At 64.7% G+C, this 24,521-nt stretch carries 25 protein-coding genes; 13 read left to right on the top strand and 12 right to left on the bottom strand.

What is annotated here, in order from left to right; translation table 11 throughout:
- Nucleotides 1-71: 71 nt before the first annotated feature.
- Nucleotides 72-404 (bottom strand): PRC-barrel domain-containing protein, encoded by a 333-nt coding sequence (locus XH87_RS07630; RefSeq protein ID WP_035703433.1) that lies wholly within the window; start codon nt 402-404, stop codon nt 72-74.
- A gap of 67 nt (nt 405-471) precedes the next feature.
- Complete coding sequence (locus XH87_RS07625; protein ID WP_271586770.1) at nt 472-1,260, bottom strand: IclR family transcriptional regulator domain-containing protein; 789 nt, start codon at nt 1,258-1,260, stop codon at nt 472-474.
- A gap of 111 nt (nt 1,261-1,371) precedes the next feature.
- On the opposite strand from XH87_RS07625, the gene XH87_RS07620 reads away from it, so the two are divergent.
- From XH87_RS07620 to XH87_RS07610, 3 genes are all read left to right on the top strand, one after another.
- Nucleotides 1,372-2,730 carry an aromatic ring-hydroxylating dioxygenase subunit alpha gene (locus XH87_RS07620; RefSeq protein ID WP_035703440.1) on the top strand — a complete coding sequence of 453 codons (1,359 nt, stop codon included), beginning with the start codon at nt 1,372-1,374 and terminating at the stop codon, nt 2,728-2,730.
- 114 nt (nt 2,731-2,844) lie between these two features.
- On the top strand, nt 2,845-4,281 hold the full coding sequence (locus tag XH87_RS07615) for a glutamine synthetase family protein (RefSeq protein ID WP_271586769.1): 1,437 nt from the start codon (nt 2,845-2,847) through the stop codon (nt 4,279-4,281).
- A gap of 570 nt (nt 4,282-4,851) precedes the next feature.
- The gene (locus XH87_RS07610; RefSeq protein WP_442868241.1) at nt 4,852-5,232 is read left to right on the top strand and encodes a hypothetical protein; all 381 of its coding nucleotides are present in this window, start codon (nt 4,852-4,854) and stop codon (nt 5,230-5,232) included.
- An 8-nt stretch (nt 5,233-5,240) separates the two neighbouring features.
- On the opposite strand, the gene XH87_RS07605 is transcribed toward XH87_RS07610, so the two are convergent.
- The 7 genes from XH87_RS07605 to XH87_RS07575 form a co-directional block, all read right to left on the bottom strand.
- A complete protein-coding gene (locus tag XH87_RS07605) occupies nt 5,241-5,954 on the bottom strand; it encodes an ABC transporter ATP-binding protein (protein ID WP_035703446.1) in 714 nt (237 codons plus the stop codon).
- Nucleotides 5,947-6,714 carry an ABC transporter ATP-binding protein gene (locus tag XH87_RS07600; protein ID WP_271586768.1) on the bottom strand — a complete coding sequence of 256 codons (768 nt, stop codon included), beginning with the start codon at nt 6,712-6,714 and terminating at the stop codon, nt 5,947-5,949. The genes XH87_RS07605 and XH87_RS07600 overlap by 8 nt, the downstream gene beginning before the upstream one ends.
- Nucleotides 6,707-7,651, bottom strand: a complete 945-nt coding sequence (locus XH87_RS07595) for a branched-chain amino acid ABC transporter permease (protein WP_271586767.1) — start codon at nt 7,649-7,651, stop codon at nt 6,707-6,709. Before XH87_RS07595 ends, XH87_RS07600 begins: the two co-directional genes overlap by 8 nt.
- Nucleotides 7,648-8,565, bottom strand: a complete 918-nt coding sequence (locus XH87_RS07590; RefSeq protein WP_035703451.1) for a branched-chain amino acid ABC transporter permease — start codon at nt 8,563-8,565, stop codon at nt 7,648-7,650. Before XH87_RS07590 ends, XH87_RS07595 begins: the two co-directional genes overlap by 4 nt.
- A 421-nt stretch (nt 8,566-8,986) precedes the next feature.
- Entirely contained in the window at nt 8,987-9,205 is a 219-nt protein-coding gene (locus XH87_RS07585) for a hypothetical protein (protein ID WP_035703453.1), read from the bottom strand.
- 1 nt (nt 9,206) lies between these two features.
- Nucleotides 9,207-9,863 (bottom strand): acyl-homoserine-lactone synthase, encoded by a 657-nt coding sequence (locus XH87_RS07580; protein ID WP_271586766.1) that lies wholly within the window; start codon nt 9,861-9,863, stop codon nt 9,207-9,209.
- 82 nt (nt 9,864-9,945) lie between these two features.
- Nucleotides 9,946-10,674: a helix-turn-helix transcriptional regulator gene (locus XH87_RS07575; RefSeq protein WP_158668758.1), complete on the bottom strand. Its 729-nt coding sequence runs from the start codon at nt 10,672-10,674 to the stop codon at nt 9,946-9,948.
- A gap of 167 nt (nt 10,675-10,841) precedes the next feature.
- Here XH87_RS07575 and XH87_RS07570 point away from each other — a divergent pair, with 167 nt between their 5' ends.
- The 9 genes from XH87_RS07570 to XH87_RS07530 all read left to right on the top strand — a co-directional run bounded on the left by XH87_RS07570 (nt 10,842) and on the right by XH87_RS07530 (nt 19,779).
- Entirely contained in the window at nt 10,842-11,018 is a 177-nt protein-coding gene (locus XH87_RS07570) for a hypothetical protein (RefSeq protein ID WP_035703460.1), read from the top strand.
- 313 nt (nt 11,019-11,331) lie between these two features.
- Nucleotides 11,332-12,270 (top strand): LysR family transcriptional regulator, encoded by a 939-nt coding sequence (locus tag XH87_RS07565; protein ID WP_271586765.1) that lies wholly within the window; start codon nt 11,332-11,334, stop codon nt 12,268-12,270.
- Between the two features lie 132 nt (nt 12,271-12,402).
- Nucleotides 12,403-13,281 carry a shikimate dehydrogenase gene (locus tag XH87_RS07560; RefSeq protein ID WP_271586764.1) on the top strand — a complete coding sequence of 293 codons (879 nt, stop codon included), beginning with the start codon at nt 12,403-12,405 and terminating at the stop codon, nt 13,279-13,281.
- A 56-nt stretch (nt 13,282-13,337) separates the two neighbouring features.
- A complete protein-coding gene (locus XH87_RS07555; RefSeq protein ID WP_271586763.1) occupies nt 13,338-14,468 on the top strand; it encodes an ABC transporter substrate-binding protein in 1,131 nt (376 codons plus the stop codon).
- A gap of 84 nt (nt 14,469-14,552) precedes the next feature.
- Nucleotides 14,553-15,428: a branched-chain amino acid ABC transporter permease gene (locus XH87_RS07550; RefSeq protein ID WP_271586762.1), complete on the top strand. Its 876-nt coding sequence runs from the start codon at nt 14,553-14,555 to the stop codon at nt 15,426-15,428.
- Nucleotides 15,425-16,423 (top strand): branched-chain amino acid ABC transporter permease, encoded by a 999-nt coding sequence (locus tag XH87_RS07545; protein ID WP_271586761.1) that lies wholly within the window; start codon nt 15,425-15,427, stop codon nt 16,421-16,423. The genes XH87_RS07550 and XH87_RS07545 overlap by 4 nt, the downstream gene beginning before the upstream one ends.
- Nucleotides 16,420-17,163, top strand: coding sequence for an ABC transporter ATP-binding protein (locus XH87_RS07540; RefSeq protein WP_271586760.1), 744 nt, complete (start codon nt 16,420-16,422; stop codon nt 17,161-17,163). Before XH87_RS07545 ends, XH87_RS07540 begins: the two co-directional genes overlap by 4 nt.
- A 10-nt stretch (nt 17,164-17,173) precedes the next feature.
- The gene (locus tag XH87_RS07535) at nt 17,174-17,911 is read left to right on the top strand and encodes an ABC transporter ATP-binding protein (protein WP_271586759.1); all 738 of its coding nucleotides are present in this window, start codon (nt 17,174-17,176) and stop codon (nt 17,909-17,911) included.
- Nucleotides 17,908-19,779 (top strand): bifunctional sugar phosphate isomerase/epimerase/4-hydroxyphenylpyruvate dioxygenase family protein, encoded by a 1,872-nt coding sequence (locus XH87_RS07530; protein WP_271586758.1) that lies wholly within the window; start codon nt 17,908-17,910, stop codon nt 19,777-19,779. The genes XH87_RS07535 and XH87_RS07530 overlap by 4 nt, the downstream gene beginning before the upstream one ends.
- A gap of 149 nt (nt 19,780-19,928) precedes the next feature.
- Here XH87_RS07530 and XH87_RS07525 read toward each other — a convergent pair whose 3' ends face one another.
- Nucleotides 19,929-21,101 carry an ABC transporter substrate-binding protein gene (locus XH87_RS07525; RefSeq protein ID WP_035703477.1) on the bottom strand — a complete coding sequence of 391 codons (1,173 nt, stop codon included), beginning with the start codon at nt 21,099-21,101 and terminating at the stop codon, nt 19,929-19,931.
- A 319-nt stretch (nt 21,102-21,420) separates the two neighbouring features.
- Here XH87_RS07525 and XH87_RS07520 point away from each other — a divergent pair, with 319 nt between their 5' ends.
- On the top strand, nt 21,421-22,683 hold the full coding sequence (locus XH87_RS07520) for an NAD(P)/FAD-dependent oxidoreductase (RefSeq protein ID WP_158668765.1): 1,263 nt from the start codon (nt 21,421-21,423) through the stop codon (nt 22,681-22,683).
- Between the two features lie 209 nt (nt 22,684-22,892).
- Here the strand turns inward: XH87_RS07520 and XH87_RS07515 are convergent, their stop codons facing one another.
- Nucleotides 22,893-24,104 (bottom strand): ABC transporter substrate-binding protein, encoded by a 1,212-nt coding sequence (locus XH87_RS07515; protein ID WP_271586757.1) that lies wholly within the window; start codon nt 24,102-24,104, stop codon nt 22,893-22,895.
- Between the two features lie 92 nt (nt 24,105-24,196).
- Nucleotides 24,197-24,520: a 2Fe-2S iron-sulfur cluster-binding protein gene (locus XH87_RS07510; protein ID WP_271586756.1), complete on the bottom strand. Its 324-nt coding sequence runs from the start codon at nt 24,518-24,520 to the stop codon at nt 24,197-24,199.
- Nucleotide 24,521: the final 1 nt, after the last annotated feature.

Genomic DNA, 24,521 nt, shown 5'->3' with positions numbered 1-24,521 from the left:
GCGGTCGACGGCCGCAGTTCGAGCCCCGCCAGCCCATGCCGAGAATGCGGGCTGCCAGGCCGGCTTACCCGCTAGATCGACCAGTAATGCGGATGCGGGTAGGACCGCGAACGGTCGCCCCAGTCGAACGCATCGCCATCGAACTCGCACGGGCCGCTGCTGAGTTCGTCCAGCGTCAACTCGATCTGGAACGCCTCGCGGCTTGGGTCGTATTTCAGCGCGCTCCACTGGAGAGGGTAGTGATGATGGGTGCCAAGCAGTCCACCGGTCTTGATCACCGCATAGGCAACCATTCCACTCAGCTTGTCGAGCATTAGCCGCTCGATCGTGCCGAGCCTCGTCCCGTCGCGTCCATAGACGGCGACACGCTCCACGCGATCACTGGGAACCATGGTATGGTGCATGGCGTCCTCCCTGTTCTCTCATGCTTGGAACCATTATAGCACCGGCTTCGAGACAACGGGAATGCAGCTACAGGAGTTGCGACCGCAGCGACGTCGCCCCCTCCTGCAGCAGCGGCAGAAAACGATCGATCAATTCCTGTTCCGGGACGCGATCGACATGGGCACCCATGTTGATGGCGGCGACGATCACATTGTCGTAACGGCGCACCGGGACCGAGATCGAGCGGAAATGCGGTTCGGCCTCGCGATCGACCAGCGAATAGCCCTGCGTACGGTCGGCTGCGATGCGCGCGAGCAACGCCTTCGGATCAGTCACGGTCTGCGGCGTCAGCGCCTCGCGCGGCATCGTCTCCAGCCGCGCGGCGAGATCGGCATCGTCGAACTGGCCGAGCAGGGCCCGGCCGACGGAGGTGCAGAACGCCGGCAGGCGATAGCCGATCTCCAAGCCACCACCCGAGAAGACTCGCGTCGGACCGCCGCGGGCGATGAACACGACGTCAGCGCCGTCGAGCACGGCAAGCGAGGAGATCTCCTGTGCGGCGGTCGCGATGCGATCGAGCACGGGTTGGAGTACCGCTACGAGCTGGTTCGAGCGCAGGTAGGACGCTGCCAACGTCAGCACATGCGGCGTCAGCGAGAACAGCTTTCCGTCACCGGAGACGAAGCCGCCGCGCTGGAGCGTGAACAGCATGCGCCGCGCGGTGGCGCGCGGAAGCTCCGCAGCTCGGGCGAGATCGCTCAACGTCATCGGCCCGGCCGTCGTGCCGAAGCACTGAATCAGGCGCAGACCGCGATCGAGGCTCTCGACAAAGTCCGTCGCACGCTCCTCGCTTTCGTTTCGCCTCAGCTTGGGCATGGGTGTGGGACGATCCTGCAAAATAGTGCTTGCTGCCGCTTCAAGACATGTCATAATTCGCCCATTCGTTCAATAGGCGAACAAACGCTACTCCACAAGGATGCACGCGCCATGATGAGCCAGGAGCAGAACGACCTGATCACCCGCACCGGGCCCAAGGACCCCTGCGGCAAGCTGATGCGGAGCTACTGGCAGCCGGCAGCGCTGGTCGACGAGCTGGAGGGCGCGCGGCCGATCCGTCCTGTCAAACTGCTGGGCGAGAACCTGGTGCTGTTTCGCGACGAGAGCGGCCGCTACGGCCTGATCGATCGCCACTGCGCCCATCGCGGCGCCGACCTCGCCTTCGGACGGCTCGAACATGGCGGCCTGCGCTGCGCCTTCCACGGCTGGCTGTTCGACGCCGCCGGCCAGTGTATCGAGACCCCGGCCGAGCCGAAGGATTCAAAGCTCTGTCAGAACATCCGCCAGCGCTCCTATCCCGTCGTGGAAAGGAGCGGCATCCTCTGGGCCTATCTCGGCGAAGGTGAGCCGCCGGCCTTCCCGGAGATCGATTGTTTTGTCGCGCCCGGCTCCCACACCTTCGCTTTCAAGGGCCACATGGCCTGTAACTGGCTGCAGGCGCTCGAGGTCGGCATCGATCCCGCGCACGCCTCCTATCTGCATCGCTTCTTCGAGGACGAGGACACCTCCACCGCCTACGGCAAGCAGTTCCGCGGCGCCTCGGCAGGCTCTGATCTGCCGATGACAAAAATCCTGCGCGAATACGACCGGCCGATCATCAATGTCGAGCACACCGAATATGGCCTCAGGCTGATCGCGCTGCGCGAGATCGACGAGGAGCGCACCCATGTGCGCGTCACCAACCAGCTGTTCCCGCACGGCTTCGTCATTCCCATGAGCACGGAGATGACGATCACGCAGTGGCACGTGCCGGTCGACGACGAGAACTGCTATTGGTACGCGATCTTCACCAGCTACACGAACCCGGTCGACAAGCAGAGGATGCGCGACCAGCGGCTCGAGCTCTATGAACTGCCCGACTACAAGTCGCGCAAGAACAGCAGCAACGATTACGGTTTCGATCCGCACGAACAGCAGACCGCGACCTATACCGGCATGGGCAACGACATCAACGTCCACGACCAATGGGCGGTGGAATCGATGGGCCCGATCCAGGATCGCACCAGGGAGCATCTCGGACAATCCGACAAGGCGATCGTGCAATACCGCCGCCTGCTGCGGCAGGAGATCGAGAAGGTCTCCGGCGGCGCGAAGCCGATGCTGTTCCTGGACGAGGCCAACGCACGCAGCATCCAGGGCCCGGCGACAATGGACGGCATCGGGCCGACCCGGGGCTGGGAGACCTACTGGATGGAAGTCGACGTCAAGCGCCGCCGCGGCGCGCCGTGGACGGCACCGGTGCCGAAGGAAATTGAAGGCAAGGTGCATCGGCTGACGGCGGCGGAGTGATTTTTGGGGCATCGTCATTCCGGGGCGATGCGATAGCATCGAGCCCGGAATCTCGAGGTTCCGGGTCTGGTCCTTCGGACCATCCCGGAACGACAGCTATCGGGGAGTAGTCGAGTGACTTTCGTCGCGCGTCATGCGCTGTGGTCGGATGAGCAGAAGGACGCGGCGGCGCGCATGCGCCGCCTCGTCGAGGAGAAGAATCTCGAAGTCATCCGCCTCGCCTTCCCCGACCAGCACGGCATCCTGCGCGGCAAGACCATCATCGCCTCCGAGGCGATCGCCTCGCTGGAGAGCGGCTGCTCCATCACCACCACCATGCTCGCCAAGGACACCTCGCACCGCACGGTGTTTCCGGTGTTCACTGCGGGTGGCGGCTTCGGCATGAAGGAGATGGAGGGCGCGGCCGACGTGCTGATGGTCGCAGATCCCGCAACGTTTCGCGTCTTGCCGTGGGCGCCGGCGACGGGCTGGGTGCTGTGCGACCTCTATTTCAACGACGGCCGCCCGGTGCCGTTCGCAACGCGCTCGCTCTACCGCAAGGTGCTCGACGAGCTCGCGGGCCGCGGCCACGATTTCGTCGCCGGCCTCGAGGTCGAATTCCACATCTTCAGGCTCGACGATCCGCATATGCGCGCGGAGGATGCCGGCCAGCCCGGCACGCCGCCGTCGGTGAGCCTGCTCAGCCACGGCTATCAATATCTCACCGAGCAGCGCTTCGATCAGATGGAGCCGATGCTGGAGATTCTCCGCCGCGACATCGTCGCGCTCGGACTGCCCTTGCGCTCGGTCGAGGTCGAGTTCGGTCCGAGCCAATGCGAATTCACTTTTGCGCCGCGGAAGGGGCTCGAGCCCGCCGACAACATGGTGCTGTTCCGCTCCGCGGTGAAGCAGATCGCGCAACGCCACGGCTATCACGCCACCTTCATGTGCCGGCCGAAACTGCCGAACGTGTTCGCCAGCGGCTGGCATCTGCATCAGTCGATCGTCTCGCGCGCGAGCGGCGACAACCTGTTCATGACGAAGGACGGCGGTGAGCCGCTCAGCACCTTCGGCAAGGCCTATCTCGCCGGCCTGCTCGATCACGCCCGCGCATCGACCGTGTTCAGCACCCCGACCATCAACGGCTACAAGCGCTACCGCTCCTATTCGCTGGCGCCGGACCGCGCGATCTGGGGCCGCGACAATCGCGGCGTGATGATCCGTGTGCTTGGTGGCGCCAATGATGCCGCCACGCGCCTGGAGAACCGCATCGGCGAGCCCGCCGCCAATCCCTATCTCTACATGGCCTCGCAGATTCTCTCAGGCCTCGACGGCATCGACCGCAAGCTCGATCCCGGTGCCTCGGCGGACACGCCCTACGAGACCAAGGCGCCGCCATTGCCGAAATCATTGCGCGATGCGGTCGCCGCGCTGAAGGACGACCCGTTCTTCCGCGAGAAGCTCGGGGCCGAATTCGTCGACTACTACACCCACATCAAGAACGCCGAGATCGACCGCTTCCTGTCCGAGGTGACCGATTGGGAGCATCGCGAGTATTTCGAGGTGTTTTGAGCAGGTCCGGCCCACTCCGGCACCGGTGACTTACTTCAGCCGTATCGTGTCGACGCGACGGCACGGAACGCAATTATAGGCGTGCTCCGGGGGCAAGGTGACTATTCCCGGCAGTGTCGCCAGGAACTTCATGGGCCGCCTGCATTTCGAGCAGATGAGGATCGGCGGATCGTCTTCGCGATCGGGACTCATTCGATAACCAAGTCTGAGGACGCCGCACGATACCGCTGCGCCGCACGCGCTTCATCTCGGGAGAACTACCGGCCTCTATCGGAATCCGGGCCAGCGATGCACGGCTTCACGCTCCCGTGAGGCGACTTCTTCCGGAATGTTCCGACGACATCGTGCCATCCCGGGACGAAGCCATTTTCCTCGTGCCGCGAAAAACGCCGGAAAGGCACGCGGTCTACAACCACGGCCAATGATCAACAGCGGAGTTCGGTCATGTGGGGTCAATTTTTCAGCCTGATCTATCGCCTGTCCTGCCGGACCACTCTGATCGAGATCGGTGTCCACCGCCTCGCGCGCTAGCCGCTGAGGCACGCGAATTGGGTAAGATGGATTGACCAGATGACGGGGATTGTCATGCGCAAGCTGATCCTGATCGCCGCGATGTCGCTGCTCGGGACGCAAGTCCATGCCGGAGGATCGCGGAGCTTGAGCCTTGCGGCCAGCAGTGCCAGCCAGCAGGCCGAGCAGCCCGCCACAACGGCTCCGGCATCGCAGCCGACGAATGTGCAGACGGCGACGACCGCGCCAACGTCAACAGCGACGAGCGTGCCAGCGACCTCGACGGCGCCGGCCACGGCAGCTCCGGCCGCCACAACGACCGCCCGGTCCGCCGCTTCGCCGGGGGCGACCACGACCGAAGCCGCCAAGCCGAAGCGCCGGCAGCCATCCACCGAGGCACGGGTGATCCGCGAGCTGCATCGGCACGGAATTTATTGGTGAGAGCGGGCTCAAATTCCCAGATACCGATGCTGCAGATCGGGCCCGGCCATCAGTTCGTCGGAGGTGCCGCTCCACACCGTCTTGCCGCGCTCGATGATGTAGTGGCGGTCGCAGATGCGGGCGAGATGGTCGACGTTCTTGTCGACGACCAGGATCGACTGTCCCCGGCTCTTGAGCAGCGACAGGCAGTTCCAGATCTCTTCGCGGATCAGCGGCGCGAGGCCCTCGGTCGCTTCATCCAGGATCAGGAGCTTCGGGTTGGTCATCAACGCGCGGCCGATGGCGAGCATCTGCTGCTCGCCGCCGGAGAGCTGATTGCCCATATTGGACGCGCGCTCGGCGAGCCGCGGAAACAGCACGTAGATTGCCGCGAGCGTCCAGGGATTGCTGCTGCCGAAGCGGTCGGCGGCGGCCGCAACCAGGTTTTCGCGCACGGTGAGGTTCGGGAAGATCTGGCGGCCCTCGGGGACGAGACCGACGCCGAGCTTTGCAATTCTGTAGGACGGAAGCTGTCGCGCCTCGGCGCCGGCGAAGCGAATGCTGCCTGCGCGTGCCGGCGTCAGACCCATGATGGAGCGGATGGTGGTGGTCTTGCCCATGCCGTTGCGGCCCATCAGCGAGACCATCTCGCCCGGCTTGATCGACAGCGACAGGCCGAACAGCACCTGGGACAGGCCGTAGCAGGTCTCGATGCCGTCGACGTCGAGCAGCGTGTCAGCCATGATGCGTCACCACATGCTGATCGCCGAGATAGGCCCGCTTGACGTCCTCGTTCTGCCGGATCGCGGCCGGATCGCCGGAGGCGATGACGCGGCCATAGACCAGCACCGAGATGCGGTCGGCGAGCGCGAACACCGCCGGCATGTCGTGCTCGACCAGCACGATCGACACTTCCTTGCGCAGCTCCTGGAGCAGCTTCACCATGCGCTGGGATTCGGTGACGCCGAGGCCGGCCATCGGCTCGTCCAGCAGCAGCAATTTCGGCCTGCTCGCGAGCGCAACCGCCAGCTCGAGCTCGCGACGCTCGCCATGGCTGAGCCTGTTCACCACGACGTCGGCGCGATGACCGAGGCCGACGCGGTCGAGCGCGGCGTGGGCGACATCACGCAGGCCTCTCTCCTTGCGCGCATTGGCGAAGAAGCGGAACGACGTGCCGGCATGGGCCTGCGCCGCCAGCGCGACGTTGTCGGCGGCGGTGAAGTCGAGCAGCAGCGAGGTGATCTGGAACGAACGGGCGAGCCCGAGCGCACAGCGGCGATAGGCCGGCAGATAGGTGATGTCGCGGCCACCGAGCAAGACGCTGCCGGAATGCGGGGAAAGATGCCCGGTGAGCTGGCTGATCAGCGTCGTCTTGCCGGCGCCGTTCGGGCCGATGATGGCGTGCAGCTCGCTGGCCGCGACGTCGAGCGAGACATTATCGGTCGCAATGATGCCGCCGAAGCGGCGCACCAGCTTTTTGACACGAAGCAGGGGTTCAACCACGGCCAGCCCTCCCGAGCATGCCCATGATGCCGCCGCGGCCGAACAGCACGATCAGCAGCAACAGCGGGCCCATGATCAGCGCCCAGTATTCGGTGATCTGCGACAGGAACTCTTCAAGCAGCAGGAACACCACGGCGCCCATGACCGGGCCGATCAGCGTGCCCATGCCCCCGAGGATCACCATCACCATGAGGTCGCCGGAACGCGTCCAGTACATCACGGCCGGGCTGACGAAATCGGTGTTGTTGGCGAGCAGCGCGCCGGCAAGGCCGCACATGGTGCCCGATATGACGAAGCAGACCAGCTGGTAGCGCTTGGCAGGGAAGCCGATCGCCTGCATGCGCTGCTCGTTGGAACGCAGGCCCTGCACGACGAGGCCGAAGCGCGAATTGACGATGCGCCAGATCAGGAAGATGCCCCCGAACAGGCAGGCGAGGCAGAGATAGTAGAACTCCACGCGATTGCCGAGATCGATTAGGCCGGAGAAGTCGCTGCGCTTGTAGATGGTCAGGCCGTCGTCGCCGCCGTAACGCGCCAGCCCCGAGGCGACGTAATAGGCCATCTGGGCGAAGGCGAGCGTGATCATGATGAAATAAACGCCGCGGGTGCGAAGCGAGAGCGCACCGATCACGAGCGCGAAGATCGCGGAGGCCGCCAGCGCGACCGGAAACTGGATGAAGCCGGAACCTACGCCCTCCTGCGCGAGCATGCCGACGGCGTAGCCGCCGATGCCGAGATAGGCGGCATGGCCGAAGCTCATCATGCCGCCGAAACCCATGATGAGGTTGAGGCTCGCAGCCGCCAGCGCCAGGATGATGATGCGGGTGAACAGCGTCAGGATGAAGATGTCGCCGGAGAGCTGCGAATAGAGCGGCAGCAGCACGAGGCCCGCCAGCAAAAGGACCGTGACGGCCTTGCTCACCGTGAAAGCCTTCATCGACGATTGGCCGGAAACAGCCCCTCCGGCCGCACCACCAGCACGATCGCCATCAGGAGGTAGATCAGCATGGACGACAGTGCCGGCGCGGCGGTGGAGGCGGCGGCGCCGCTCAGCACCTGCCGCAGCAGGTTCGGCAGGAAGGCGCGGCCGAGCGTGTCGATCATGCCGACGAAGATCGCGGCGAGGAATGCGCCGCGGATCGAGCCGATACCGCCGATCACGATGATGACGAAGGCGAGGATCAGGATGTTCTCGCCCATGCCGATCTGCACGGTGAGGATCGGCGCCTGCATCAGGCCGGCAAGGCCTGCGAGCGCCGCCCCCAGGCCGAACACCAGCGTGTAGAGCAGCTTGATGTTGATGCCGAGCGCACCGATCATCTCGCGGTTGGAGGCGCCGGCCCGGATCAGCATGCCGATGCGGGTGCGCATCACGCCGAGATAGAGCAGGAGCGCGACCAGCAGCGCCACGACGATGATGGCGAGGCGATAGGCGGGATAGTGAATGCCGGGCAGGATCGGCACCGGCACGGTGAGCCAGGCCGGCAGCGGCAGCGCAAGCCCGGCCGGCCCCCAGATCAGCCGCACGGCTTCGTTGAAGAACAGGATCAGGCCGAAGGTCGCGAGCACATGGTCGAGATGGTCGCGGCCATAGAGGTGCCGCAACGCCGTCACCTCCAGCACGACGCCGAGCACGAGTGTGGCCCCTAGCGCCATCAGCGCGCCGAGCAGGAAGCTGCCGGTCCAGGCCGCGAAGGTCGCGGCGAAATAGGCGCCCATCATGTAGAGCGAGCCGTGCGCAAGGTTGACGAGATCCATGATCCCGAACACCAGCGTCAGTCCGGCCGCGAGCAGAAACAGCAGCAGACCGAACTGCAATCCGTTCAGGAACTGTTCGACGACGAGCAGCATCAAGACTCTTTCAGGCGCACGCAGTGTCGCGCCGATGTTCGAACACGGTCGCCATCAGTGAAAGAGCTCCCCCTGCCTCTTCAAGGCGGAAAAATGGGTAATGGCAGTATCGTTCCGAGGCAAGAGCGATTCGACACCAAACATGCACTTTGTTGCATGCCGATGCATGCGATCGACATCGCCCTTGCAAGAAAGCTGCCGTGCAGGGTGGGGCAACCTGCCGCACCCGAACGATCACCCTCTCGCCGGCGGGCCGAAGAGAGGGTGCGAAACTCGTCGGAATGCAGGGAAGTCTAAAGCGCGATGCGATGAGGATGAATCGTCATCGCGCTTTGGATTGTCGCTCAAGCATGATCCCCGCGCAAACGCGTTCCGCGTTTGTCGCGAGGGACAATTGCTGCGCACTTTTCCGGATCATGCTTCAGTGCGACGTCATCTGCCGGGGATAGTCGTCCGGATCGGCGAGCATGCTGTTGGCCGTCGAGGCTTCCAGCGCTGCCATCCGAAACAGATAGGCGAGCGTCGCCAATCCGGAATCGTCCGCCATCTGCGCCAGCTCGAGCGCCATGTCGGACATGTAGCCGAGATTCTCGTCCTTCGTTTGCGCCATGATCTGGCTGTCCCGCATCATGTTCGACATCTCAGGCGCTCTTTCGTTGCGCGGCGAGGCCGCAGAGGTTGGCGCGGGCGACCGCATCCAGACGCGGACCGTCCTGGCGCACGACCGCAGCCAGGCCGATACGATCACGCAGGGCATCGAGCGTCTGCCGACGAATGTCGATGGTCGCCGCCATGGTCCATGCGTTCTCCACCAGGGCCGGCAGGCCCAGCGGGGTCACGACGAAGCCGGCTTCGTGGAAGCGCGGCAACCACCAGGTTTCCATGATCGCGCTGACCTGCGCGATACCCTGATTGAGACAGAACTCCTGCACCGCCGCCATGAGTTGCAGGTTGAGCGCGCCGTCGCGGCGGTCACGCACGATGAAGTAGCGCGACCATTCCCAGACCAGCGGATCGGCGGGGCATCCGCGCACCGACGCCAGATGCGGAAAGACCTCGCTCATCATCGAAGGCTTGGTCGTCGGGTAGAGCCGGTGACCACCGACGACGCGGCGCCCTTCCAGCGCCAGCAGATACACGGTGTCCTCGTCGTCATAGGAATCGATCTCGCGGCTATCCGGCCTGCGTAGCGGTTCCCAGTGACGCTCCTCGACGAAGATGTCGTGACGCAACCGGAAATGCTGCTCGATCACGTCTTCATAAAGGTGACGATTTACCGCGGAAATTGCGTGAATCATGAAAACCCCCATTCATCCTCAATGGAGGCAGACTCTGCGAAAAGGCGCAGATCCGGTATTGGGAAATTTCCCAGTACGGCGCTCAGGGATTGATGATCTTGTTCCGAATCGCCAGCGCCACCGCATGCGTACGGTTGACGGCGCCGAGCTTGCGCGCGGCAGTTGCAAGATGCTCTTCGGCGGTGCGCTGCGTGATGTGCAGGATCTCGCCGATCTCCCAGGCCGACTTCCCCTGCGAGGCCCAGGCGATCACCTCCCGCTCGCGCGGGGTGAGGCGCGTCGACGGATGCGGCACCGGCTCGAGCAGACGTCGGATGTGGTCGAAGCCATACATCGCCATCAGGTGCAGCGCCGGCTTGCTGCGGGGATTGAGGTCGAGATGGACGCCGCCGAGCGACACCGCGGCCTCATAGCCGGTCAGCCCGTGGATCGGCACGATGAAGCCGCGCGACATCCGAAACTCGCTGGCACGATTCATCACTTCGGCTGCGTTCGGCTCGAGTTCGGCATCATAGGGTGCTTCCGACCACTCGAACGGATTGACCGATTGCCGGCACAAGCGCACCACTGGGTCGACGCGATCGTAATTGTTCTCGGTGTAGAGGCTGAACCACCCCGCCGGCCAGCGCTTGGCGAGCACCATCTGGGCAAACCGCTGGTCGGGATTGGGCAATCCCGTCACGATGATGGTTTCGAAGCCGAAGCGACCAAAGGCCACCTCGAGCGCATTCATGGCTTCCGGTACCTTGCGGTAGGCCTGCAGGCCTTCGATGAAGTCGAGCGCCTCCCGGCCATAGTCTACGGCGGACATCGGTACGTTTCCTGACCCTCGCCCCTCCCGTATAGCACGTAATTGCGGACGGCCTCAATTCGCTGCGGCCGTAGTTTCCCGGTGCTCATCCACTCGGAAGGTTCAAGCTACTTGTGGCAGAATTGGCATCGCGATACACCTGAGACGTCCGAAGCGGGAAAGCCACGATGGAAGACGAGGACATGGCCCTCAACAGCGTGCTCGGCCTGGAATTGAATCGCGTGTTTTTCGCCATCCGCGAAACGGCAAACAAGCAGAAGATCATCGAGTTTGCGCGCGAGGTGCTGCAAAGCGAGCGTGCGGAACTGGCCGAGAGCGTATTGCCCGAGGGTCCGGCGAGCTAGAACGCAGTTGCGACAGACGGCGCCGGTGCAACAGATCGCGCGACGACGCGGCCCTGCCGTTTGAACGCGCAGATCCAATCGAAACACTCTGACCAGGAAGATCTTCGCCTTCTCCTGCTGGAACAGATTGAAGCGCCCGGCCGCGCCCTCGTGCCCCGGACGCGGCGCAGCATCTCTTCGACGATGCGCCGCAGAGTCGGGACACGAGAGCGACCGGCCTCCTCCCGCCACATCAACGCTCACTTGCCGCTGGATGACATCACGGCTCTCGTGAGATGATCACCGCCACGATCGTCTTTCGGATGCTCAGGCCATGATGACGCTGCGCCAGGTTGAAGTGATCCGTGCCGTGATGGTGACGGGCACCATCGGCGCTGCTGCGAAGCTGCTCAACGTGTCGGCGCCCGGGATCAGCCGCCTCGTCAAATACACCGAGCGCTCGCTCGGCATCCGCTTCTTTCAGCGCCAGAACGGCCGCTACTTCCCGACGCCGGAAGCCGAGAGCATCTTCGAACAGATCAACGGGGTCTACAAGAAGGTCGACGATCTCTCCGAGATCATCTCCAAGATCGGCCGCGGCGGCCTGTCGGAGCTGCGCATCGGCTCCGTGCCCAGCATCTCGCAGGTGATGGTGCCGCGCGCGATCGAGCGGGTCCGCCGCCGCTATCCCGATCTCGGCATCGACATCAACATCCTCAAGCTCGAGGAGGCCATCGACTACCTGATGCTCGGCCGCGGCGAGTGCGTGGCGATGAGCTACCGGCTGGAGCATTCCGGGCTCGACTTCATGCCGCTCGCCTCGGGCGAGCTCTATTGCATCGTGCCGCCGGGCCACGAACTCGCCGGCCGCAAGCAGGTCTCGGCCGCCGAGATCACCCGTTATCCCCTGATCGGCATCGATCCCAACGATCCCTACGGGCGGATCATGGCCGGGATCTTTGCCCGCAACCGGCTCGACTTCGACATCACCATCCGCGCGCGCTTCGGCACCACGGTCTGCGCGCTGGTGAAGGCGGGGCTCGGCATCGCCGTCATCGACCAGTTCACGGTCGCCCATGGCGGCTATCCCGGGATCGAGCTGTTGAAGATCACCGAGCCGACGCGGTTCGACACCTACATCGCAGTCAAGCGCGGTACGCCGCTGTCGCTGCACGCCGAGTATTTCATCGAGTCCCTGCGCAGCGAGATGCGCGCGGTCGAGCCGTCCCGCGGCAACAGCAGGGCCGCTCCGGCACGGGTCCGGAAGAAATAACATGATGTTAGGTTTGCCGATTAAATGGGTAATTGTGTTAGGCGAGGGAAAGGCTATCGTCACAGCAGGAATTACGCGGATTTCCCCGCTAGCAGCCGAGACCGGACGTTCCCAACGAGACGATGACGAACCATGTCGAAGCGCGGATGCGACGCCAGCAGGAAGCTTCTCACCGGCCTGATCGGCGCGCCGATCGCGCATTCCGCCTCCCCCGCCATGCATGAGCGCGCCGCCGAGGCGCTCGGCCTGCGCGGCCATTACCAGCTCATCGAGGTCGCCGGCGCCGACGCGGCCGGGCTCCGCATGATGCTCGAAGGCGTGCGGCGGCTCGGCTTTGCCGGCGTCAACGTCACCTATCCCTACAAGGAGGCTGTGGTCCCGCTGCTCGACGCGCTGGCGCCGGGTGCAGCCGGCATGGGCGCGGTCAACACCGTCGTCGTCAGGGACGGCCGGCTGATCGGTCACAACACCGATACCACCGGTTTTGCGCGGGCGGTGGCGCCAATGCTGGCGCCGTCCGGCAACGCCGTCGCGGTGATTGGCGCTGGTGGCGTCGGCAAGGCCATCGCATTTGCGCTGGCGAGCTTGAACGTGGCCGACATCCGAGTTTTCGACAGCGAGCCGGCGCGCGCCGAAAAGCTGGTCGCTCTGCTCGCCCCGCGCGGCGGCGCCCGCGCTGCCGCCAGCGTCGAAGACGCGCTCGATGGCGCCACCGGTCTCGTCAACGGCACGCCGGTCGGCATGCTGCCGAGCCGGGACACGCCGGTACCGGCGGCGCTGCTCAGGGCGGACCTGTGGGCCGCCGACGCCGTCTATTCGCCGCTGATCACGCCGCTGCTTGCCGCGGCGCGAGAGAAAGGCGCCCGAATCATGACCGGCCGCGAACTCGCGATCTACCAGGCTGCCGACGCCTTCGAGTTGTTCACCGGCCTTGCCCCATCGACCGAGATCATGGGAGAGGCTTTTGATGCCGGGATGGCTGCGCGCAGCGCGGCCCATCAGGCAGCTTGAGACGAAGCGGCCGGACACAAGGCCGCCTGCAAAATCTGAAACGGGAGGAGAAGACGATGAAATCAACGCTATTGGTGGGCGCACTGCTCACCGCCATGACCGCTACGAGCGCCCTTGCCCAGGCGATCAAGCTCGCCGACGTCGCCGAGCTGTCGGGCGGCGGCGCCACGGTCGGGACCAACTGGAAGAACGGCATCGACCTCGCGATCGAGGAGATCAACGCCAAGGGCGGCGTGCTCGGGCGCAAGCTTGAGGTCACCCACGCCGACTCGCAGTCCAACCCCGGCGTTGCCCGCGCGCAGGTGCAGAAAGCGCTGGACGCCGAGCCCTACGTGCTGCTCGGACCCGGCTATTCCGGCTCGGTGAAGGTGACGGCGCCGCTCGCCGCCGAAGCCGGCATCGCGCAGATCATGGGCGGCGAGGCCGCCGAGCTGACGCAGGCCGGCAACAAGTTCCTGTTCCGCACCTCGTTCGGCCAGCAATCCTCAATGCCGAAGGTGGCAAAGTACATCCACGACGAGATGAAGGCGAAGACGGTCGCGGTGGTCTGGGTCAACAACGATTTCGGCCGCGGCGGGCGCGACGTCATAGTCAAGGAGCTCGACCGGCTCGGCTCCAAGGTGGTGGCCGACCTCTCGACCGAAGCGGGCCAGGCCGATTTCGCCGCCGACGTCGGCAAGATCAAGGCTGCGAACCCCGACGCCGTCTTCGTCTACCTGAACGAGGAAGAGAGCGCGCGCATTCTGAAGGAGCTGAAGCGCCAGGGCGTCACCGCGCCGCTGATGGGCGAGACCACGCTGATCGGCCAGAAGGTGATCGAGCTCGCCGGCGATGCCGCCAACGGCGCGCGCGGCCATGTCGGCCTCACCACCGACGCGCCCGTCGATCTGATCAAGGCCTTCCGCGAAAAGTTTTCCAGGAAGTACAACTACGTGCCCGACCATAACGGCCTGAAGGGCTATCTCGCCGTCTACATGGTGAAGGCCACCACGGAAAAGATGGGCAAGGTCGACCCGAAGAAGTTCGCCGACACGCTGCACGGGCTCACCATCAAGGCCGCGGACGAGCCGGGCATTCTGATGGATGTCACTTTCAGCGACACCGGCGACATCGACCGCCAGAGCTTCCTGGTCGAGGTGGTCGAAGGCAGGCAGGTGGTGAAGCAGGTGCTGCCGAAGGTGAAGTGAGGCGCTCTTCGGCTCTCCCCGCACTTGTCTCGCCGAAGCTATCCCGAAGGCGGATGCGGGGATAGGGAGAAGATAGAGGGGAACATGTCCAACCTATTCGATCTTCTGGTCGCGGGACTTGCCACGGGCGCGATCTACGCGCTGGTCGCGGTCGGCTTCACGCTGCTGTGGCAAACCTCGCAGACCATCAATTTCGCGCAAGGCGAGTTCGTGATGCTGCCGGCCTTCCTGATGCTGGCGGCGATGCATGTCGGCGCGCCGTTCTGGCTCGCGATCATCCTCGGCATACTCTTGTCGATGATCCTGCTCGGCCTTGCCTTCAAGCTGCTGCTGGTCGACCCGATGATGCGCCATGGCGTGCTGCCGCTGGCGATCGCGACGATGGCGCTCGCGATCGGCATCAAGGAAGCCGTCAAGCAGTTCTTCAGCGCCGAAGCCTCGCCCTTCCCGTCGATCGTGCCAACTGGTGATGTCTCCATCCTCGGCCACGCCGTCTCGCTGCAAAGCATCGGCGTGCTCATCGTCGCCATCCTCGGCGTGGTCGGCCTGACCACGCTGCTCAACCGCACCTCGCTCGGCCACCAGATGCAGGCCGCGGCGCAGAACCCGACAGTGGCGCGCATCATCGGCGTGCCGGTGGAGCGCATGATCCTGCTGACCTTCCTGATCAACGCCTTCCTGGTGGCGCTGGCTTCGCTGCTGATCACGCCGATCTACCTGGCAAAATTCTCCTCCGGCGAGGTGCTGGGCCAGGCCGCCTTCATCGCCGCGATCGTCGGCGGCTTCAACCAGGTGCGCGGCGCGATCGCCGGCGGCCTGTTGATCGGCGTGCTCGACAATCTCGCGGCTTCCTATATTTCGACCCAGTATCGCGCCGCCGTGCCGATGATCTTCCTGATCGTCGTCATCCTGTTCCGGCCGCAGGGCTTGCTCGGCCGCGCCGAGGAGCGCACCGTATGAGCGGCTTCGCCAAACCCCTGAAGATCGCGCTCGGCCTCGCCGTGATCGCCGCGCTGATCGTCGTTCCCATGAACTTCAACCGCTACGGCCTGTTCATCCTCAGCCAATGGGCGGTGATGACCATCGCCGCGATGGGCCTCAACCTCACGCTCGGCTATGCCGGCCAGGTCTCGCTGGCGCAAGGAGCATTCGTCGGCATCGGCGCCTATGCGGCGGCGATCATGACCACCCATGGATGGCCGCTGCCGGCGGCGGTCATGGTCGCAATCGTGTTGAGCTTCGCCGTCGGCTGGGTGCTCGGCTATCCCGCGCTGCGCGTGCAGCACCATTACCTTGCCTTCGTCACGCTCGCCTTCTCCACCCTCGCCTTCCTGGTGTTCCGCAACGAGAGCTGGCTCACCGGCGGGATCTACGGCATCTCCAACATCCCGCGTCCGCACATCTTCGGCTTCGCCACCAACAAGCCGCTGCCGTTCTACTATGTCTGCCTCGGCTCGCTCGCCATCGTCTCGGTCGCGGTGTGGTGGCTGATCCGCTCGCCCTGGGGCCGCGCCTTCATGGCGTTGCGCGAAAATCCCTTGCGCGCGCAATCGCTCGGCATCGACACAAGGCGCTACACGCTGATGGCGTTCGCGATCGGTTCGGCGCTCGGCGGCATCGCTGGCGCGCTCTATGCGCCGCTGACGCAATATATCGACCCTGTTCCCTTCAACCTGTCGCTCTCGCTCGACCTGCTGATGATGGTGATCGTCGGCGGTGCCGGCTTCTATTTCGGCCCGTTCCTCGGCGCCATGATCGCGGTGCTGCTGCCGGAATGGCTGCGCTTCACCGAAGGCTACTATCTGATGCTGTACGCGGTCGCGGTGATGCTGCTGCTGATCTGGTCGCCGACCGGCATTCTGGGAATCCTCGATCGCACCATGGCGGCGCGGCGCACGAAGGCGGCTTCCGCGCTGCGCGCCGTCGCGAAGTCCCGGCTGGAGACGGTGCAATGACGGCTGTCCTCGAAGTCACCAATATCAGGAAGAATTTTGGCGGCATCAGCGCCGTCGATGGCGTCAGCTTCGACGTGCGCGAGGGCGAGATCCTCGGCCTGATCGGCCCTAACGGCTGCGGCAAGTCGACCCTGTTCAACTGCATCCTCGGCCAGCTCACGCCATCAGGCGGCGAAGTGAAGCTCGACGGGCAGGTCGTCACCGGCCTGCGCCCCTCCGAGCTCAACAAGCTCGGAGTCAGCCGCACCTTCCAGCTCTTGCAGGTGTTCCCGAAGCTCTCGGTGCGCGAGAACCTGATCCTCGCCGGACAGGAGCACCAGGGCAGCATGGCCTCCCGCCTTGTCGGCCGCTCCGATGCCGGGCTGACCGGGGCCGCCAACCGGATGATCGGCTTCTTCAAGCTCGATCATCTCGCCGACGAGCCTGCCGGTGGTCTCTCCTACGGCCAGCAGAAGCTGCTCGACGCCGCCATGGCCTTCATGGGCGGGCCACGCCTGGTGCTGCTCGACGAGCCCGCCGGCGGCGTCAACCCGTCGATGCTGGCGGACCTCAAGGACCGGCTGGTTGCCATCAACCGCGAGAAGAACGCGACCTTCGTCGTGATCGAGCACAACATGGAATTCGTGATGTCGCTGTGCTCGCGCGTGATGGTGATGGCGGAAGGCAAGGTGCTGGCGATGGGACGCCCGGACGAGGTGCGCAAGAACCCCGCCGTGATCGAAGCCTATCTCGGACATTAGGAGAGGCGTGATGAGCGACCCGATCCTCTCGGTTCACAATCTCGTCGGCGGCTACGGCAAGATGACGATCCTGAACGGCACCACCTTCGCCGTCCCGCAGGCGACCATCACCACCATCATCGGTCCCAACGGCGCCGGCAAGTCCACGGTGTTCAAGGCAATCTTCGGCCTGCTGAAACTGCGCGAAGGCAGGATCAGCTTCGCCGGCCGCGACGTTACCAATTTGAGCCAGCGCGCGCTGCTCAATGCCGGTATCTGCTACGTGCCGCAGGGCCGCAACATCTTCCCCGAGCTGTCGGTGCGCCACAACATCGAGCTGGGCGGCGTCGCCGCCGAGAAGGGCCTCGACCTGCCCAGGCGGATCGAGGCGGCGCTCGACCTCTTCCCGGCGTTGCGCCGCAAGTCGGCGCAGCAGGCCTCCACGCTGTCGGGTGGCGAGCAGAAGCAGCTCGAGATCGCGCGCTCGCTGCTGCTCGAACCGAAGCTCGTGCTGATCGACGAGCCCTCGATCGGCCTGTCGCCGCTGATGGTGCAGCAGACCTTCGACATCCTGAGATCCCTGCGCGACCACGGCGTGACCATCCTGATGATCGAGCAGAACGCGCGCTCGGCGCTGGAGATTTCCGACATCGGCATCGTGCTCGAGCTCGGCCAGACCCGCATGATCGACGATGCCAAGTGTATCCTGAACGATCCCCGCATCGGCCAGCTCTTCCTCGGCGGCGTCATGGAGGAGAGTACGGCATGAACAAGCGCTCGATCGCCACCGTTTCCCTCTCTGGCGCCCTCGACGAGAAACTTCGCGCCATTGCGGCCGCCGGCTTCGACGCGGTCGAGATCTTCGAGAACGATCTGCTGTCGTTCGGCGCAGGCCCACGCGACGTCGCAAAGCTCTGCCGCGATCTCGATCTCGAGATCTGCGCGTTCCAGCCCTTCCGCGATTTCGAGGGCATGCCGGAACCGCAGCGTTCGCGCAATTTTGCACGCGCGATGCGCAAGTTCGATCTGATGCAGGAGCTCGGCACCGATCTGTTGCTGGTCTGCTCCAACGTGTCGCCTGCCGCGCTCGGCGGTATCGACCGGGCCGCCGACGATTTTCGCGAGCTTGGCGAACGCGCGGCCGCGCGAGGCCTGCGCGTCGGCTACGAAGCGCTGGCCTGGGGTCGCCATGTCAACGATTATCGCGGCGCCTGGGAGATCGTGCGCCGCGCCGACCATCTCGCGATCGGCGTCATCCTCGACAGCTTTCATGCGCTGGCGCCCGGTTTTCCAACCCGCGCGATGGCCTCGATCCCCGGCGACAAGATCTTTCTGGTGCAGCTCGCCGACGCGCCGAAGCTCGAGCTCGACATTCTGTCGTGGAGCCGGCACTTCCGCTCTTTCCCCGGCCAGGGCGACCTGCCGGTCGGCGAGTTCATGGCGGCGATCGCGGCAACCGGCTATGCCGGGCCGCTGTCGCTGGAGATCTTCAACGACCAGTTCCGCGCCGGCTCGACCGCGCAGACCGCGATCGACGGCCTGCGCTCGCTGATCCTGCTGGAGGACCAGCTCGCACCGGACTGGCCGAAATTCGCCGGCGAGCCGCTGGCGCCGAAAGCCGGGAGTCGCGGCACCGGCTTCATCGAGTTTGCCGTCAACGAGACCAAGGCCGCCGAGCTCGCCCGGCTGTTTTCGCAGCTCGGCTTCCGCAGGACCGGCCAGCACCGCAGCAAAGCGGTGGAGCGCTGGTCGCAGGGCAGGGTCGAGCTCGTCATCAACAGCGAGACCGACGGCTTCGCGCATTCGCACTACATCACGCACGGCCCTGGCGTCTGCGCGATTGCGCTCGACGTCGACAATGCGGGCCTTGCCATGCAGCGCGCCGAGACGCTGAAGGCGCGCACCTTCTATCAACCGGTCGGGCCGGGCGAGCTGGAGATTCCCGCGATCCACGGCGTCGGCGGCAGCCTGCTCTATTTCCTGGATCAGGCCGGCAAGAACTGGGATACGGATTTCGAGCCGGTTGCAAGCAATGCAGACAAGGACGTCCTGCTCGCGGTCGACCACATCGCACAGTCGATGCCCTATGACGAGATGCTGTCCTGGCTGCTGTTCTACACCGGCATTCTCGATCTGAAGCGGCTGCCGCAGATGGAGATTGCCGACCCCAGAGGACTCGTGCAGAGCCAGGCCATCATCAACGGCGACCAGAGCCTGCGCTTCGTGCTCAATGGCTCCTCGGCCAACCGCACGCTGCCGGCGCGTTTCATCTCTGAGTTCTTCGGTTCGGGCGTGCAACATGTCGCCTTCGCGTGCCGGGATATCTTTGCGACCGTTGTCGTGATGCGCGCCCGCGGCGCGGACTTCCTGGATATCCCCGAGAACTACTACGACGATATCGAAGCCAAGTACGACCTCGCCCCCGAGCTGATGGCGCAGCTGCGCGCCAACCACATCCTCTACGACCGCGAGGGCGACGGCGAGTTCTTCCAGGTCTACACCCACATTTTCGACGAGCGATTCTTCTTCGAGATCGTCGAGCGCAGGAATTATCAGGGTTTTGGCGCAGCCAACGCCGGCATCAGGCTCGCGGCGCAAGCCCGCGAAGTGCGCCCCGCGAGCATGCCGCGGGTGTAAGTTCCATACTCCCCGTCATTGCGAGGGGCGAAGCGACGAAGCAATGACGGAGGAGGCTATCGAGGACTTCAACTCACTCCGTCCTCGCGGGGGACTCCCCCTCACCCCAGGCCCTCTCCCCGAAAACGGGGAGAGGGAGAAGGGAAGCCTCACTTCATCTTGCACTTGTCGTGGAAGCGGTCCTGGTCGTTCTCGACGATGGTGGCGACGGTCTTCAGCGCGAGCTGGCCTTCGGAATCCTTGACCACGTCCTGCAGGTAGAAGTTCTGGATCGGGATGTGGTTGTTGCCGTACTTGAACGGGCCGCGCACCGATTTGAAGTTCACCTTCTCCATCTCGGCCTTCATCTCGTCCTTCTTCGAGGTGTCGCCCTTCACGGCGACGACGGCGCTGTTGATCAGGTTCGCGGCGTCATAGGACTGCGCGCCGTAGAAGGTCGGGCGCAGGCCGGTATACTTCTTGCGGTAGTCGGCGACGAAGCGCTTGTTCTGCTCGTTGGGCAGGTCGTTGACCCATTGCTGCGCGCCGGGCACCCCGAGCGCGTTCTCCTTCTGGAGCGGCAGCGACAGCTCATCGATGGTGAAGGCGGTGTAGAGCGGCATCGTGCTCTTCAGCCCGGCCTGAGCATATTGATTGAGGAATTGCACGCCCGCAGCACCGGGGTAGAACACGAAGATCGACGCGGCGCCGGAGGCGCGCGCCTTGGAGAGCTCGGCGGAGAAGTCGAGCTGGCTCGGCCACACCGTGTATTCCTCACCCACGACCTGACCCTTGAAGGTGCTCTTGACGCCGGCCAGCATGTCCTTGCCGGCGGCGTAGTTCGGACCAATCAGGAACACCGACTTGACGCCCTTCTGGTTCATATACGTGCCGACCGCCTGCGGGGTCTGGTCGTTCTGCCAGGAGGTCGAAAACACGTAAGGCGAGCACAGCTCGCCCGCGAGCTGCGACGGGCCGGCGTTGGCCGAGATCAGGAAGGTCTTCGAATCCACCGCGGTCTTGAGCGAGGCCAGCAGGACGTTCGACCAGATATAGCCGACGATGAAATCGACCTTGTCGGACTGCACCAGCTTCTCGGTCTTCTGCTTGCCGACGTCGGGCTTCTGGCCGTCGTCCTCGTAGATCACCTCGACCGGCTTGCCGCCCATCTTGCGGCCGAGATGATCGAGCGCGAGCTCGAAGGAATTTCGCATGTCGTTGCCGATCACGGCGGTCGGGCCGCTGAAGGTCGAGACGAAACCGATCTTGATGGTGTCGCCGGCGAATGCCTGATTTGCCAGCACCAGCGCCGCTGCGCCTGCCAGCCAAAATGCCGTCCTCATAACCACTCCCTCCTCATTATCGGTCCCGGAAACGGGGTGATCGCCGCTCCAAGCCTGTCTCTATTGAACGCAAAATCTGTCGAGCCGCCAATGGCTCAGCGTCCGCCCCTGCACCATATTTCGTCTCAATCGGCGATGGCAAGAAATATAGTTCTACTTACTTCGACCGAGGCCAGCCCAGGGCGGATCCGGGGGCTGCGGCGCTTTTTCGCGGGTCTCGATACGTCGGGCCTATGCGTCAATTGATGACGGCTATTGGACCGCGGCGCCCAATCCGCACTTAAATGAAGGCGAGAGGCAGCGAGATTCGAGGTTCATCATGGCCGCAACTCCCCATCGCGTCGTCATCGTCGGCGCCGGCTTCGGCGGGCTGGAGGCGACCTACCGGCTTGCGGGCGCACCGGTCGAGATCACGCTGATCGACCGCCGCAATCATCATCTCTTCCAGCCGCTGCTCTACCAGGTCGCGACCGCCTCGCTGGCCACCAGCGAGATCGCCTGGCCAATTCGTCATCTCATGCGCGACCGACGCGAGGTGACGACGCTGTTTGCCACAGTGAGCGGGGTCGACACCGCGCGTCGCTGCGTGCTGATCGACGACGGCAGCGAGGTGCCCTACGACACGCTGGTGCTCGCCACCGGTGCGCGGCACGCCTACTTCGGTCACGACGAATGGGAGCAGTTCGCGCCCGGCCTGAAGACCCTGGAGGATGCGACCACGCTGCGCCGGCACATCCTGGTGGCGTTCGAACGCGCCGAGCGCGAGACCGATCCGGAGAGGCGCGCGGCCCGGCTGACCTTCGTCATCGTCGGGGCCGGCCCGACCGGCGTCGAGCTCGCCGGCACCATCGCCGAGATGGCGCATCACACCCTGCCCGGCGATTTCCGCAACATCGACACGCACAAGGCGCGCGTCGTGCTGATCGAGGCGGGTCCGCGCGTGCTCGCGGGATTTCCCGACGAGCTCTCGGCCTATGCACAAGCCTCGCTGGAAAAGATCGGCGTCGAGGTTGTGCTCGGCCAAGCCGTCACCGAGATCAATCGCGAGGGCGTCGTGTTCGGCGGCAAGCTGCTTGAGGCAAAGACGCGGATCTGGGCCGCCGGCGTCCGCGCCTCGCCCGCGGCCGAATGGCTGGGCGCACCGAGCGATCGCGCCGGTCGCGTGCAGGTCGAGGCCGACCTCACCATTCCCGGTCATCCCGAGATTTTTGCGATCGGCGACACCGTGAGCATCAACGCCTGGGACGGCAAGCCGGTGCCGGGCATCGCCCCGGCGGCCAAGCAGCAGGGCCGCCATGTCGCCGATACCATAAGAGCCCGCCTGCGCGGCGCCGCGACGGGCCGGTTCCGCTACAAGCATGCCGGCAGCCTCGCCCAGATCGGCAAGCGGCTTGCCGTGATCGACTTCGGCCGCATCAAGCTGCGCGGCGCCATCGCGTGGTGGATCTGGGGCATCGCCCACATCTACTTCCTGATCGGCCTGCGCCACCGCCTCAGCGTCGCGCTGAGCTGGCTCTGGATCTACGCGCGAGATCAGCGCGCGGCGCGGCTGATCACGCAAGGGTCGAGCAAGGTGGTGTAGGGGACGCTGACGCCGCGCCACCCTCTTACCCTCCCCTGGAGGGGAGGGTCGGCTCACATGGAGCGCAGCGAAATGTGAGGCGGGGTGGGGTGACGGTCTCTCCACCTCCAACAGTGCCCGAGTGGAGAGATCACCCCACCCCGCTCGCGCTACGCGCGATCGACCCTCCCCCTCCAGGGGAGGGTGAAGGAAACCGCACTCGCAGCTTCCTACTTCACCAACTCGCACCCGCCCTCCGCCAGCGGGCGGAACGCCTGGTCGGCCGGGATCGTCGACACCAGCTTGTAGTAATCGTACGGATACTTCGATTCCTCCGGCTTCTTCACCTCGAACAGGTACATGGGATGCACGACGCGGCCGTCCTGGCGGATCATGGTGTCGCCGAACAGCTTGTCCTTGCCCTTGAACTTCTTCATCTCGGGCACGGCGTCCTTGGCGTTGTCGCTGCCGGTGGCTGCGACCGCGTTGAGATAAGCGAGCGTGGAGGCATAGACGCCGGCCTGGTTGCCGCTCGGCATCTTGCCGTTCATGCCTGGACGCGCGGCAAAGCGTTTCGCAAATGCGCGAGTGTCGTCGTTCATGTCCCAGTAGAAGGCCTCCATGAGCTGAAGGCCCTGGGCGACCTTGATGCCCATGCCGTGGACGTCGTTGATGAAGAGCAGGAAGGCGACGAGCTTCTGCCCGCTCTGCTGGATGCCGAACTCGGCGGCCTGCTTCACCGCGTTGATGGTGTCGCCGCCGGCATTGGCAAGCCCGATCACCTGCGCTTTCGAGCTCTGCGCCTGCAACAGGAACGACGCGAAATCGGAGGTACCGAGGGGGTGCTTGGACGAGCCAAGCACCTTTCCGCCATGCCCCTCGATATATTTCTGCGCCTCCGCCTCGATCCCCTTGCCGAGCGCATAATCGACCGTGAGGAAGTACCAGTCCTTGCCGCCACGCGACATCATCGCGGCCGCAGTGGTGTTGCCGGTCGCCCAGGCGTCGTTGACCCATTGGATGGTGTTTGGCGAGCAGGCCTTGCCGGTGAGATCCGAGCTCGCGGTCGAGGACGCCAGGAAGGTCATGCGGCTGTCGCGCAAGAGCGTGTTGATGGAGAGACCGACGGCCGAGTTCGGCACGTCGACGATGGCATCGACGCCCTCGACGTCGAGCCATTTGCGCGCGATGGCGCTGCCGACATCCGCCTTGTTCTGGTGATCGGCATAGACGATCTCGACCTTGATGTTCTTGCCGCCGCCGTTGAAGTCTTCCGCCGCCATGCGCGCGGCCTCGACCGAGCCCATGCCATTGGTGTCCTGAAAGATGCCCGAGATGTCGTTGAGCACGCCTATGCGCACGACATTGTCCGATATCTCGGCGCTTGCCGCGCCGGTTACCAGGCTCGCGGCCAGCACCAGCATCCGCTTCAGATGTTTCATCATTCCCTCCCCTGTTTGGTCGATTGCCGCGTCGGTCCTTGCCGGCGCGTTTGAAGAATCAGACCCTTTGAAGAATCAGACCTTTTGAAGAATCAGACCTGCCGCTCGGGCAGTCTCAGCACGAGCCCATCGAGTGCGGGCGTAATCTTGATCTGGCAGGACAGCCGGCTGTTCGGCAGCCGCTCGCTCGCGGTGCCGTCGAGCAGCGCGTCTTCGTCATCCGCCATGTCAGGCAGGCGCGCGAGCCAGCTGTCATCGACGTAGACGTGGCAGGTCGCACACATGGCGTTGCCGCCGCATTCGGCCAGAATGCCGTCGAGGCCGTGACGGGTCGCGGCCTGCATGGCGCTCTCGCCGCCTGAGGTCTCGACGCGCTCGGACTTGCCGTCGGGATGAATGAAGGTAATGGCGGGCATC

It is taken from the genome of Bradyrhizobium sp. CCBAU 53415 (genome assembly GCF_028128735.1).
GTDB lineage: Bacteria > Pseudomonadota > Alphaproteobacteria > Rhizobiales > Xanthobacteraceae > Bradyrhizobium.
Note: the sequence above shows the minus strand (reverse complement) of the source record. Positions and strands in the feature narration are given on the sequence as shown.